This window comes from Paraburkholderia sp. BL9I2N2 (assembly GCF_004339745.1).
GTDB lineage: Bacteria > Pseudomonadota > Gammaproteobacteria > Burkholderiales > Burkholderiaceae > Paraburkholderia.
Genome location: NZ_SMGP01000003.1, coordinates 914,714 through 926,750, shown reverse-complemented (window position 1 = coordinate 926,750; position 12,037 = coordinate 914,714). Strand labels below are relative to the sequence as shown.

Below are 12,037 nucleotides of genomic sequence, written 5' to 3'. Positions count from 1 at the left end.
AGAGGCATGTATGTCACAATGTGCCTTAATTTGAATTGATGGAACGGTCTTTCAATGCTCATTCGCGGACTGTTGGACCGGCGCACGATTATGCGTGGCCGGCGTCTCTGGCTGCACTATGGAGTCTTCTGGCTCGGTGCAATCGCCACGGGGCTCGTCGCCGTCATGTACGCGCGGCTGATCGATTTCGGCTATGGCACCTTTGTGCGCTACACGACAACTTACCGGTGGCTGCCCCTTCTGCTCACGCCCGCAATTGGCGCATTCAGTGTCTGGATCACACGTCGTTATTTCGTAGGTGCCGAGGGCAGCGGCATTCCACAGGTTATCGCGACGCTGCATGACGGCCGCGAATTCGGACCGCGGCTGCTGACCATTCGCATCCTGGTGGGCAAGATCATCGTGTCTTTTCTGTCGATTCTGGGTGGATTCACGATCGGCCGGGAGGGCCCGACGATTCATGTGGGCGCTGCGCTTATGTTCAGTCTGCGGCAGTTTTATCCTGCGCGCCTCCTTGCCGTGCGGGGCGCGGCGCTCGAGCGCAATCTGGCTCTGGCAGGCGCCGCGGCCGGACTGTCCGCGGCATTCAATGCGCCGCTTGCCGGCGTGGTCTTCGCGATCGAAGAACTGACGCGCAGCTTCGAGCAGAAGAGCAGCGGCGTGCTGATTACCGCGATTATCTTTGCCGGCGTGGTTTCGCTAGGGCTCCAGGGCAACTACACGTATTTCGGCACTATCCAGATCGACGGTCATTTTCCCGATCTGCTCGCCGTTGCTGTCGTGATGCTGGGCGCCGTGACCGGCGTGGCGGGTGGCTCGTTCTGCTGGCTGTTGCTGAACACCGATCGCTGGATGCCCGGACGGCTCCTGGCGTTGCGACAAACGCGTCCTGTGGTGTTCGGCGCTGTGTGCGGACTTGTCATTGCTGCAATCGGCGTAGCTACAGCAGGCCATACGTTCGGCAGCGGTTACGCGGAAGCGCGCGGAATGCTCGACGGCGATTCGCAACTCGGAGCGAGCTACCCGCTGCTCAAAATGGCGACAATGGTCGGCTCCTACCTGCCCGGGGCGCCCGGCGGTCTGTTTGCGCCTTCTCTCGCAATCGGCGCGGGGATCGGCAACGCGCTGCATCTGGTTTTCGGGCAAATGCAGTTGCCGATGCTGATTGCTCTGGGCATGGTCGGATATCTGGCCGCGGTGACACAAAGTCCGATAACGGCATTTGTCATCGTGATCGAAATGATCAACGGTCACGCGCTAGTGCTCTCGCTGATGGCGACAGCACTGGTTTCAAGTCAGGTGTCGAAACTGTTTGCGCCGCCACTATACGAGGCATTGGCACGACGATATACCGGTCGGCAGAAAGGCGAAATGCCTGAGAAATTGAGTTAGAACCGAGTAACACCTGCTCCAGGCAGGGTAAAGCATCAGATTTACCAAGGCACGTTCAAGGACGACGATCCGACGTTGGAGGTCGCCCGCCTAGAACAGAGAGACGCCTGTAAGCCAGCGACGCGCTTCCATGCAATCGCTTTGTGAGTAAGGCCGACCAGCCTGGCGCGCGTTTTTCAACGACTCATTCTGGACAATAAGCGCGAGAGGCCTTTCATCCCCGATACCACGTGTGCTGCCCCTGCAAACGATCGAGCGCTCCATCGTCACTGTTTGAAGTTGACCCCGGTTCGACGGATAGATTTGCAGTTGAGTTTAATGCGGTGTGGCACCTCCCGATAAGGTTGAATCGCGGGTTGTCCACGGTCGGGCGGCGGGTTGCCTGTCACGACCACGGCGCTGCCCCGGCGGTGGGCAACCCGCGCGGCAATAAGCTTTGATCTTGCGCATGCAGGTTTTCGAACTCGAGCGGCGAACAATAGCCGATGCTGCTGTGCAGGCGGCGCATGTTGTACCAGCTCTCCAGAAACGAGAACAGACGCCGCCGTGCCTGTTCGTGGGTCGCGAAGTGTTCGCGACAGAGCATTTCGGCTTCGAGTGTGCCGAAGAACGACTCGCACATCGCGTTGTCAACTTCAATGCTGCTTTCCATGAGCGACAACTTACTTCGCCTTCAATCAAAGAGTTTCGTCGTATAACGAAACTTGCTAAGCATCGGGGTTTTCGCCGGCTTGGTCGTGACTACCGGTGACTATCTATCCAGCGTGCGCCCACGCAAGTCCACCAACCTGAGCATCTACTTCGGTCTCAAAGCTTTCAAGAACACCTGAGGCTTCGACGAATTTCGAGCCTTTTGTGATTGTCCCTCTGCCAGCATATCGCTCCGAATGCAGGATATCTTCATGCTCTCGGATGGCGTGCCCCCAAATGCCATACCCTTTGTAGACTTCGGCTTCCATGCACGCCTTACGACAATAGTGGGACGTCCCATCGAGAATTTAGGGCACCGACATATCTGCGCCAGCTTTCTGCGGCAGACGCATCCGGTATGCGTCTGCATTTCAGTTTCTTCGCACACAGGAGAGACGCCTGCCGCTTTAAGCCTTGGCTACCGGCTTGCGGCATGTTCCTAGAGCGGCTGGATGTTTGCGGCCTGCTTGCCCTTTGGTCCCAGCTTGACCTCGAAGCTGACCTTTTGCCCGTCGCTAAGAGACTTGAAGCCTTCCGACTTCACTTCGGAAAAATGGGCAAACAGGTCTTCACCACCATCGTCCGGCGCGATGAAACCGAAGCCCTTTGCATCGTTGAACCACTTCACTTTGCCCGTCTGCATTATCTGATTCCAAGGAAGTTAAAAAGAGTCATTGACTCGGCGTTGAAAATTCAAAAAGTTGCGCTGCACGCGTGCGGACGCGAGTTGGAAAAGCTTTCCTGTTCCCGGGGAAACCATTGTCTGGGCTTGCGAATCGTTATTCGGGTTGCAATGCGTGTCTACTGCGATGGTTATGTCCGACCCGAAGACATGCAGCCCCGTGTCATCTGCTTGTGTGAAGCAAGTCAGCGGTTCCAGGCCTGCGCCCATCGGACGCCCGCCAAGTGGAGCGAGCATTCTCGGGCGACCTGCATCCGGCGCCTGGAATCTGCCGGAGCGCTGGCGAGCCGGTCAAGCAGTCGCTGTAGCCGTTCCCGTTGCCTTCGCAAGAGCCCGGGCGTTGCGTACGCCTGAAGAACCCGACCGCGCCAGTAAGTTTGTGCGAACAACGAATCGGCACCGTCCGCGCACAGAACCCGCTCAAGATGCGTAATCGCAGTGTCAAGGTTTTGAGGCGTGTAGGGGCTCACCCAGGCGCCTGCTTTGGTCGCGATTTTCACAATGTTTTCTCTCAGGTATATAGCTTTGCTGACTAACGGTACTGTCTGCGGAAAGTGCGTCCGGCCCTCGGCCAACAGGGCTATTAGTCAGATGTTCAGTATGTCGTAATGAAAAAGATACAGGAAACACCGCTCCCGAATAAACCGGGTTTACCCGTCAATTCGGAAACGTTTGCCGCTGCAAAGTTGGGGCCGCATTAATATGATTTATACAGCGCCTACTGTCCTTGGCGAAGATTCAACGACACGAGGCACATCCCTTGCGGCGCCTATTCATGTGAGCGGCAGACGCTTGCATGGAGGTGAGCCATGAAACATATAACCAAGGCGTTGTTCGCTTCGGCTCTCGCGATGGCACTGTCGGCAAGTACATACGCACAAGCCAGCGGCAGCGCTGGCGGGCGTCCGACACCCGGCGTCGGCGCCGGTTCGATGAAGGCCCCGACCGAGACGGGCTACGGTTCTCCCGACGTCACGGGCAGTGGCGACCGCTCGGCGCGCAGTAATCCCGCGACGGAGCGTTCCGATAGCGGCAAGACCAATGGTCTGAATAGGGGCACGCGTAGCGGCGCGAATAGCGACGTCAACAGTGGACCGGGCGGCTCAAGGGGAAGCGGCCAGTAGTACGAAAGGGCGCCAGGTGATTGGCATCACGATCGCTAATGCAGCCTCGGGCGGAGTGGGCGGGTGAATCAATCGTGTAAGCCCGTTCCGCCCGTCCGGCAGCCTTGCCTCACGTATGTGAATCGCGACATCAAACTTCCGTACGGACGTCTGTGCTGTCGACACCGGCGATCCAGCGGACGAAGACAACGAGTTGAGTGGTTAGGGAACCGTTGCGGCGCTGGCTCACGGAATACTCAAAACTGACACACGCCGGCATAAGCCGGATATCGGTCGTCGACCGAACCTGCCGGTTTTCTCGAAGCTTCATGCACATCGCTGATGTTGGAGCAGTGATAATTGCACTGACATACGACTGCACACGCCCGGACGCATATGCTCTACGAGCACAACAAGACATCCCCGAGGTCGTCCAGCCACAGTGGTTTGGTGAGATGAAGGTCAAACACACGTCCGTCCGTCTGAAATCTGCTCGCGTCATTGGCATAGCCTGTTACTGCCACCAGCTTCGGCATGGAGCACTGCGCGCGTTGTCTGAGGAGACGCGCCATCCAAGTCGGGCATGCTTTGAGCCATTGGGATGACCGCTCACTCCATTTCGGAAGAGTGGCGTGGTGCCGTGCATCGGATTTTTGCACATCAATAATACGGTATATACTGTTTTTAACTGACGGTTAAACGGTTGAGGTTGACGCTCCTTGCGGCCTGGACGGAGGCAGGCAGGGGCCGCCGGAGAGCCTACGCTCGGCCGGGATGTCGAAATCCGCCGCCTGGCTCCAAGATGCCGCCGCGTAGCGGCTGAAACCCCTCACGCATACCTTGGCGTATGCCATTAGCGGTGTTCGAGGCGACGCATCGATGTATTCGGCGGCGGCTTCACGGAACGGACGGCATTCATACACTTCGACGAGCATGTCGGGATTGGTGCAGCCCGAACAGATTCTGTCGAACCCGACACAGCGGGCAGCTTAAAATTACGACACCGGCTGCGTCGGTTGAGGAGAAAATAATGCTGGACAAACATCTCTCAAGTCGGTTTGATGCTGACCTCTCTCTGCTTTCAACGCGGCTGCTCGGAATGGGCGGCCTCGTGGAGTCACAGATTACGCACGCGATAGACGCATTGAATACGTTCGACATGGAACTTGTCGAACGCGTCGTCGAGGGTGAACGCCGTCTCAATGCGATGGAAATAGAAATCGATGAAGAGATTAGCAATGTTATCGCCCGTCGACAACCGGCCGCCCGTGACCTGCGCCTCCTGATGGCGGCTTCAAAATGCGTCACCAATCTTGAACGTGCGGGCGACGAGGCGCGCAAGATTGCGAAGCGAACCCGTCGCATTGCGATGTGTTCCGACGCGCGGGACATCAACATTGCTGAAATCAAGGTTTCGGGCGAAATGGCTTCAAACGTTCTTCGCCGGGCTTTGGACGCGTTCGCACGCATGGATACGACTTCCGCAGAACAGATTATCCGGGATGACGAAGCCATCGATAACGAGTTTCGCGCTTTTGTGCGAAAGCTCGTGACATACATGATGGAAGACCCTCGTGCAATCTCGAGAGGACTGGACTACCTTTTCATTGCAAAGGCCATCGAACGCATCGGCGACCATGCGACCAACATTGCTGAATCCGTCGTCTATGTTGTTCGCGGCACCGATATTCGCCACGAACATAGAAAGCAGCGCGAGCATGAGATGTTGCGCAGTTGAAGGCGAAAGCGGGTGGGCACGACGGTCACTGGAACGGCTGGCGTCGTTCCGAAATCTGTACAGGCAACTGCGGCCGCTTTTCCCAACGTGATAGAGATTTCGGAGCGGAGCAGCGCTGTCGATGTTGCCCGCGACATGAAAGCTGTTGCTACGAGCGTGAGCTCGAACGTGTTCAGAGCGCGTCGTGGCAAAGTGCCATCATCCTCTGGACCATTGTGCTTGACTCGTTGAGTTCCATCTCGCTGGTGAAGAGAGCGTTCACGCTGGACAGCCGGACTGCGACGCCCGCCTCCAGCAAGTCCTTGCTGGCAATCTTCAGAGCGAGTTGACCGATGCGGACCCTGTCGAGCCAGTCCATCTTCAGCCCATTTTTCCTGAGCCATCGACGGCAGCACTCAACAATGTGGTCCACTCGCCATTCGTTGGTCAGCGCGTAGGATGCAGCTGCAATCGCCACCAGTAAACATAGCAAGTCGGGCCGCGCGCTTGCGCGCTCGTCAAATTGAGGTTTGGTCATGTCTATCGGCTTGCCCGCAGCAGTTAAGCAAGCCCAGCACATGTGGGCGAAGACACGCGAATCAACAGCGTCGTCATTCGACCCTGTTTTAAGGGCGCCGGCATGATTGCCAGGACCTGGTCGGAACAGCGACAAAGGGGGCTATTGCCGCGCGGCAACTGGCTTCGCACTTTCAGCAACGGTCGCAAGGTGCGTTGACGAACTCCTCGTCCCGTCGACCTTTCAGCAACGGCTGGACATGGATACCAGTGCGCGCGGAAGTTAGCGCAATGGGTACCGGGCCGCGACATGGTCTTGAAAAATGAAAAGCTGAATCACTTTGGTCGCGGCGCCGCGTTCCGGCATTCTCCCTTGTTTGGCGTCTCGCGGCGACCTATCTTTAAGTTGCTTCTCATCAAGGAGACGGCCATGGACAGCGGGGCGGTAAGCGTGCATTTCGACAGCGGACACCTGTTTCTCGACCTGTCCGACGGTCAGGCCGTTGAATTTCCGCTGGGCTGGTTTCCTGCGCTGCAGGCAGCCACAACAGCGGAGCGAGGGTGTTTTGCCATCTCTTTGGACCGCCAGCAGTTGTACTGGCCGGAACTGCATGAAGAGATGGACGTCACCGCTTTGCTGCAGTCCTTGCCAGACCGTACGCGGCACTAGGCCCTGCCTGGTTCCTCTCGGGCGTTCGACGTTTTTTGTCGACCATGGCGTTACGATTTTTGCGCTTTCGACTTGCCGGTTTGTTTTTTCGGCGGGGCGATGTCGGCGTTCCAGTTCAACTCTACAACACTCAACGCCTGCTGGTTCCAGTGTCGACCTAGGAACGAGTCCTACGACCAGGACGGCGCGTGGCTATTGCGACTCGATTGCGTCGAGACGCGCCTGGGCCGTCTCATCAGGATGCTGACGCTGATACGCCTCGAACACATGTGAGCAAAGTTGCGCCAATGCAGCAAGATGTAGCGCCTGGTCGGCATGCTCTACCTCACCCGCGTTCAGCAAGTCGTCGAGTACAGGAGCGAGACGGCGCAGTTGCCGGAAAGTGGCGTCGTCAAGTTTCATGTTGGGTTTCCTATCTTCGGCCGATACGGCACATGCGGTACGAAGCTGGCTCGCAGCTTTCCTTAAGCCCCTGTCATTGGAGGAAGACGGTGGCCCACCGACTTTTTGAAGTCTATGCCTGGAAGACATGCACCACATCCCGCGCAGGGCAGATAGTGGCGGCGCGTGCATCCAGGCACGTGCGCCAGTTCCGGTACGCCCCACCGCAACCATTTGCGAGCGGGCGCCGAGTGTTCGAGCTGCACCGTGGCGCTCGATGCTTTGTTTGCAATCGTAAAGCATCAAAACGAGACGCGCGAATTACAGTCTACGCTCCCGTCGCTGCGCTGCACAATAAATCTCAGAATCTAAGTGAATATCGGGCCTCGATTGCCCGGGATATACGGCATGAAGCGTACCGAACAACACTGCCAGCGCGGATAATCGTATGCCGAGAGCCTCGGAATACCGTTGTATTTGTGCGTCGCACAATAACAAACTAATTGTCAAATTGTCCGGGGAGGGTTTACGCTTAAGCCACTTCCCCGCGAGATGACTCTGGACTATGGCCACGCCTGCTTTTCTGGACCGTGACGATCTGCTCGCCGCCTGGTGTCGCGTCACTCCGAATACAGAATTTGTCGAGCGTTACCGGTATGAACTGGACGAACTCGGCGAGCCTGTTCTGAATCCTTCCCCGTCTGCCAGGCGCCAGATAGTGCTCACAGATGTCTACTGTCACCTCGCCGAACACATGGGTCATGGCGCAGCAATGTCGGTGGCCATTTCGACCCGGTCATTCGGCATCAGGGTCCCAGACGTCGTGTGGATGCCGTGTGACAAGTGGGAAAGCTTCGACCGCGACGACCCAGTGCCGTTTGTGCCCGACCTCTGCGTTGAAGTGCTTCTCGATACCGACAGGGTGGAGGACATCGACCGCCGGATAGCAAGCTATCTGCAGGGCGGCGCGAGTGAGGTAATCGTTGTGAACCACTTTGGACGGGTTGAATTCTGGGGCGCAAGAGGGCGGCGACCAGCTTCAATTTTCGGGATAACACTCCCGCTTGACCGCATGTATTTCGACGAAAGTGACGTGTCGACTGTTCTGAGCGTTCGTTGTTGAGAGCCTGGCATTCAAAGGGCTTTCTCACGTTAAATTGTTCGCGCCGCGGTAGTGTGGCGAACGGAGGTTTCCTTAAAAGCCGGACGGATTTTGGGTAAGCTCGGTGAAACGATGCCATGCGTGAAAACGCCGATCCAGCCGTTTGCGGTAGAGAGACGCGCGCAGCAAATGTCGCTTGATTGCGAAGTGTTGCCGGATCGGTCCGAAGTTCGAGAGAAACGCCCGGGTGCGCTTTGGGTCGCGAAACCCGCGCAAGCGCCGCTCACGCTCACGCGTAGGTTGATGGCTATTTTCGGCCCGATTGTTCACGCGGGCTGCAGCCTTGACGAACACGTGCCTGACGTTTGCCAGCTCGGGGATTCTGGACTTCGCGGCCGGATAACTGCGCAGCTGGTCAGCGACGATCTTGCGCGGCACCGGGCACGAACGAAGCACACGCTTGGAGAATCGTTCGCCCCGGACGTGTCGTGCTTCTTCTGCAACAGGATATCGAGTTCGACGCCCTGCTCGTCGACGGCTCGCCACAGCACATAAGGTTCACCGCGCAGCGCCACGAACAACTCATCGAGATGCCATGTATTGCCTGGTTTTCGCCGGACAGCCTTGACCCGATGCGAGAACCCGGCGTCGAATTTATCGCACCAGCAGCGCACGGTTTCATAACTCACCACGATGCCGCGCTCGAACAGCAACTCTTCAATGTCACGCAAGCCCAAATGAAACCGGAAATACCAGCGAACGGCACGACTGATGACCACCGCTGGAAAGCGATGTCCGTGATAGAGCGATCTAGAACCGCAAGGTGCACCGCGCCTACAATCGCACCCGCGATTCGAACTTTTCGCTCGACGGTCTGACTGGTTTCGACCTTTTCGGCAAGACGGTTGCGGTGGTCGGAACGGGCAAGTTTGGCCGCGTGTTCGCGAAGATCATGCTCGGCTTCGACTGCAAAGTGATTGGGTTCGATCTGCAACCGTCGGCGGAATTCGAGGCGCTCGGTCTGAGCTATGCAAAGCGGGGCGAGATTGGAGGGAAAGCCGACATCATTTCGCTCCATTGTCCGCTCACTCCCGCGACATACCACCTCATAAATTCGGAAACGCTCAAACGCGCGAGGCCGGGCGCGTTACTGATCAACACGAGCCGCGGCGGGCTGCTCGATACGGAGGCCGCGATCGACGCGTTGAAGACCGGGCAGCTCGGCGGGCTTGGAATCGACGTGTACGAACAGGAGGCCAATCTTTTTTTTTCGCGATCTCTCCGGCGAGATCGTCACCGATGACGTGTTTCAACGCCTCGTGTCATTTCTGAACGTCATTGTTACTGGACATCGGGGCTATCTGACGCATGAGGCATTGACAACCATCTGCGAGACCACGCTCGAAAGCGTCTCGGCGTTCGCAAAGAATCAGCCGTTGCAGAACGAGATGAAGGTCGGATAGAGGCGCGTGCCCACGCGAACTGAAATCTGGCATGCGAGCGCGCGTGGTACATCCGGTATCCAGGTGTGAGAATGCGGAGTAAATTGTGTTTGCAGCGGGTATCGCCGTTGCCGTGGTTGTCGCAGTGATGGGTGCAGTAGCGTTCGCTTCGTTCAACGACGCGGACGCCAAAGTTCGCTAACCAGTCATCCCGACGCTGGAGAGTCTCATGACAGATATCGCACTTGCACGCAAAAATGCTTGCCTCAAAGTGGTTCGCGCGGTATTGACGGACTTAATTGACGACAGCAATCTTATCGACGCGGCTCTACGTGTTGCTGATTACGAAGCAGATGATCTTGAAGGCAAGATCACCGAGACGGATGCTGTACTACTTGCTGTCGCGGCACTAACCAAGGTCAATCGCACGATGCGTGAGTGGTCCGACGTGGACGGTAACTCGATGGACGAGATGAGAGTCGCAGAATTTGTTATCGATGAACAAATGAACGGGTACGACCGCGCAGCCAATCCACATAAAACGACTTCCTCCGCGGTAAGAATCCGGGCGCGAGCGGCCGCAGTGATTCCGCGAATGGGGTCCCCGTTGCGACCCGTTCACTGAGGCGCGAGCATTGCCGATGCGGGCAGTGTTTCCGCGGCGGGAAAGCGGGAGCGGATGCGTCCATTTCCAGACGACAAAACGCCGGATAAACGGCGAGGTTGTCACTAGCGCCGCCGCGACGTGACAAGGCACGTGACGCGAACACGCAACCCCTGAGAAATTCGCACAGTCCTTAGTTCATTGATTGTCGCTTCCCGTGACATTGAACCAAGGTCCAATACCTACCGGCGTGCGCCAGGCCTATTCTTAACCCGAGGTACTTTTGTTCGGAGATTGCCGTGAGAACGTCAACGGGCCTGTTGACGGCCATGGTCCCTTCGGCCGGTGTGCCGTTACCTTCGATCTTGAGCCCGCTTCGTCACATTTCCCTGAGCCGACACGTTTCCCGCCACGACGTACAGATTGACGCGCCTCGCTTCGAAGCCAGCTCGACACCGGCACGACGGGTGCGCCGGCCGTCGGGTGCGTGCTGACGAACTCCGGCCTGATGGCCAATCTTAGCTTCGAAGGCACGAAGGTCAGCAAGCTCGACATCTGACGCCGGCACCGCAACACAAGACTATCGAGGCCTGATTCCAGCACGTGCGCAGCCGTCCTGCCGGGAGAGAAGTTATGCTGCTGACACCGATTACCCAACGGGCGTTGTCCAGAGAATTGCTCGATGTACTGATCCGTGCTGGACTCGTTGCTGTTCTGGCCATTTTCTGTTTCCGGATATTCTTCCCGTTCCTGAACCTCATGGTGTGGGCGTTGATCCTCGCGATCACGCTGTATCCGCTTCACGTCAGACTCCGGCGTAGGCTCGGCAACAAGGATGGCCTGACCGCCACGCTCATCATCCTCATCGCGTTTGGCGTCATCCTCGTGCCGACCTATCTGCTGGGGGTCGCGGTGGCCGAGTCGATCGACCATGCGATGACCATTTTCAAAAGCGGCAGCTTCAGCATTCCGCCACCCGCCGACTCGGTGGCCAGCTGGCCGTTGATTGGCCAGCGCGTGTATGACTTCTGGCAGCAGGCCTCTATCGACCTCACGGGTCTTGTAATGAAGTTTGCGCCACAACTCAAGGATACCGGTCTCGCCCTGCTAGGCACGGTTACCGGCCTCGGTGCAGGGCTGCTGCTATTCTTCGTCGCCCTGATTATTGCGGGCATCCTGATGACGTACGGCGAGAAAGGCCACGCCAGCGCGGTGCAGATTGCCTCACGCATCTCCGGCCCTGAGAATGGCCCGCAGATCACCGATCTTTGCACGGCCACCATTCGCGCGGTTGCCCAGGGCGTGGTCGGGATCGCCTTCATCCAGATGCTGTTGATCGGTATCGGCTTCGTGGTCATGGGGGTTCCCGGTGCGGGGCTGCTTGCGCTCGCGGTGCTGCTTATCGGCATCATGCAGTTGCCGGCCACGCTGATCACGGTGCCCGTGATCGTATTCGTCATTGCCACTCAGGGTGTGAGCGCAATGACGATCATTTTCTCGGTGTATGTGTTCGTTGCGGGACTTGCGGATAACGTGCTCAAGCCATTGCTGCTCGGCCGTGGCGTCGCTGTTCCCATGCCTGTGGTGCTGATCGGCGCACTCGGGGGTATGGTCACAGGTGGTGTCATTGGTCTGTTCATCGGTCCCGTGATGCTTGCAGTCGGCTACGAACTGTTCTGGCGTTGGGTAAAAGATCAGGCAAAGCCCGAGCGGTTAAAAGAAGAACAACGGAGGTGAG

11 protein-coding genes and 3 pseudogenes are annotated in these 12,037 nt (G+C 57.6%); 8 read left to right on the top strand and 6 right to left on the bottom strand.

Annotation, left to right across the window (positions count from 1 at the left end):
- Positions 1 to 54 precede the first annotated feature (54 nt).
- Positions 55 to 1,392 carry a chloride channel protein gene (locus B0G74_RS35145; RefSeq protein ID WP_132380848.1) on the top strand — a complete coding sequence of 446 codons (1,338 nt, stop codon included), beginning with the start codon at positions 55 to 57 and terminating at the stop codon, positions 1,390 to 1,392.
- A gap of 385 nt (positions 1,393 to 1,777) precedes the next feature.
- Here the strand turns inward: B0G74_RS35145 and B0G74_RS35140 are convergent, their stop codons facing one another.
- The 3 genes and pseudogenes from B0G74_RS35140 to B0G74_RS35130 all read right to left on the bottom strand — a co-directional run bounded on the left by B0G74_RS35140 (position 1,778) and on the right by B0G74_RS35130 (position 2,725).
- Positions 1,778 to 2,044: an IS3 family transposase gene (locus tag B0G74_RS35140; protein ID WP_132380846.1), complete on the bottom strand. Its 267-nt coding sequence runs from the start codon at positions 2,042 to 2,044 to the stop codon at positions 1,778 to 1,780.
- An 89-nt stretch (positions 2,045 to 2,133) separates the two neighbouring features.
- Positions 2,134 to 2,351, bottom strand: a pseudogene (locus B0G74_RS47085) (hypothetical protein).
- Positions 2,352 to 2,521: 170 nt separating this feature from the next.
- Complete coding sequence (locus tag B0G74_RS35130; protein WP_132380842.1) at positions 2,522 to 2,725, bottom strand: cold-shock protein; 204 nt, start codon at positions 2,723 to 2,725, stop codon at positions 2,522 to 2,524.
- Positions 2,726 to 3,573: 848 nt separating this feature from the next.
- Here B0G74_RS35130 and B0G74_RS35120 point away from each other — a divergent pair.
- A complete protein-coding gene (locus B0G74_RS35120) occupies positions 3,574 to 3,888 on the top strand; it encodes a hypothetical protein (protein ID WP_132380840.1) in 315 nt (104 codons plus the stop codon).
- Positions 3,889 to 4,897: 1,009 nt separating this feature from the next.
- Positions 4,898 to 5,605, top strand: coding sequence for a phosphate signaling complex protein PhoU (gene phoU / locus B0G74_RS35115; protein ID WP_132380838.1), 708 nt, complete (start codon positions 4,898 to 4,900; stop codon positions 5,603 to 5,605).
- Positions 5,606 to 5,777: 172 nt separating this feature from the next.
- Here phoU and B0G74_RS35110 read toward each other — a convergent pair whose 3' ends face one another.
- Positions 5,778 to 6,122 (bottom strand): hypothetical protein, encoded by a 345-nt coding sequence (locus tag B0G74_RS35110; protein WP_132380836.1) that lies wholly within the window; start codon positions 6,120 to 6,122, stop codon positions 5,778 to 5,780.
- A gap of 288 nt (positions 6,123 to 6,410) precedes the next feature.
- On the opposite strand from B0G74_RS35110, the gene B0G74_RS35105 reads away from it, so the two are divergent.
- On the top strand, positions 6,411 to 6,770 hold the full coding sequence (locus B0G74_RS35105) for a DUF2442 domain-containing protein (RefSeq protein ID WP_243658456.1): 360 nt from the start codon (positions 6,411 to 6,413) through the stop codon (positions 6,768 to 6,770).
- A 192-nt stretch (positions 6,771 to 6,962) separates the two neighbouring features.
- On the opposite strand, the gene B0G74_RS35100 is transcribed toward B0G74_RS35105, so the two are convergent.
- Positions 6,963 to 7,172 carry a hypothetical protein gene (locus B0G74_RS35100; protein WP_132380834.1) on the bottom strand — a complete coding sequence of 70 codons (210 nt, stop codon included), beginning with the start codon at positions 7,170 to 7,172 and terminating at the stop codon, positions 6,963 to 6,965.
- A 544-nt stretch (positions 7,173 to 7,716) separates the two neighbouring features.
- Between B0G74_RS35100 and B0G74_RS35095 the strand changes: the two genes are divergently transcribed.
- Positions 7,717 to 8,274 (top strand): Uma2 family endonuclease, encoded by a 558-nt coding sequence (locus B0G74_RS35095; RefSeq protein ID WP_132380832.1) that lies wholly within the window; start codon positions 7,717 to 7,719, stop codon positions 8,272 to 8,274.
- Positions 8,275 to 8,346: 72 nt separating this feature from the next.
- On the opposite strand, the pseudogene B0G74_RS35090 reads toward B0G74_RS35095, so the two are convergent.
- A pseudogene (locus B0G74_RS35090) lies at positions 8,347 to 9,032 on the bottom strand (IS6 family transposase).
- Positions 9,033 to 9,067: 35 nt separating this feature from the next.
- Here B0G74_RS35090 and B0G74_RS35085 point away from each other — a divergent pair.
- The 3 genes and pseudogenes from B0G74_RS35085 to B0G74_RS35075 all read left to right on the top strand — a co-directional run.
- Positions 9,068 to 9,716: pseudogene (locus B0G74_RS35085) on the top strand (NAD(P)-dependent oxidoreductase); the annotation flags it as partial.
- Positions 9,717 to 9,924: 208 nt separating this feature from the next.
- The gene (locus B0G74_RS35080) at positions 9,925 to 10,320 is read left to right on the top strand and encodes a hypothetical protein (protein WP_132380830.1); all 396 of its coding nucleotides are present in this window, start codon (positions 9,925 to 9,927) and stop codon (positions 10,318 to 10,320) included.
- Between the two features lie 612 nt (positions 10,321 to 10,932).
- Complete coding sequence (locus tag B0G74_RS35075) at positions 10,933 to 12,036, top strand: AI-2E family transporter (RefSeq protein WP_132380828.1); 1,104 nt, start codon at positions 10,933 to 10,935, stop codon at positions 12,034 to 12,036.
- Position 12,037: the final 1 nt, after the last annotated feature.

Excerpts from the sequence above, each read along its gene's own strand:
- B0G74_RS35120 (WP_132380840.1), top strand. The coding sequence starts at position 3,574 with ATGAAACATATAACCAAGGCGTTGTTCGCTTCGGCTCTCGCGATGGCA.
- B0G74_RS35130 (WP_132380842.1), bottom strand. The coding sequence starts at position 2,725 with ATGCAGACGGGCAAAGTGAAGTGGTTCAACGATGCAAAGGGCTTCGGT.
- phoU (WP_132380838.1), top strand. The coding sequence starts at position 4,898 with ATGCTGGACAAACATCTCTCAAGTCGGTTTGATGCTGACCTCTCTCTG.
- B0G74_RS35105 (WP_243658456.1), top strand. The coding sequence starts at position 6,411 with ATGGTCTTGAAAAATGAAAAGCTGAATCACTTTGGTCGCGGCGCCGCG.
- B0G74_RS35075 (WP_132380828.1), top strand. The coding sequence starts at position 10,933 with ATGCTGCTGACACCGATTACCCAACGGGCGTTGTCCAGAGAATTGCTC.
- B0G74_RS35080 (WP_132380830.1), top strand. The coding sequence starts at position 9,925 with ATGACAGATATCGCACTTGCACGCAAAAATGCTTGCCTCAAAGTGGTT.
- B0G74_RS35140 (WP_132380846.1), bottom strand. The coding sequence starts at position 2,044 with ATGGAAAGCAGCATTGAAGTTGACAACGCGATGTGCGAGTCGTTCTTC.
- B0G74_RS35095 (WP_132380832.1), top strand. The coding sequence starts at position 7,717 with ATGGCCACGCCTGCTTTTCTGGACCGTGACGATCTGCTCGCCGCCTGG.
- B0G74_RS35110 (WP_132380836.1), bottom strand. The coding sequence starts at position 6,122 with ATGACCAAACCTCAATTTGACGAGCGCGCAAGCGCGCGGCCCGACTTG.
- B0G74_RS35145 (WP_132380848.1), top strand. The coding sequence starts at position 55 with ATGCTCATTCGCGGACTGTTGGACCGGCGCACGATTATGCGTGGCCGG.
- B0G74_RS35100 (WP_132380834.1), bottom strand. The coding sequence starts at position 7,172 with ATGAAACTTGACGACGCCACTTTCCGGCAACTGCGCCGTCTCGCTCCT.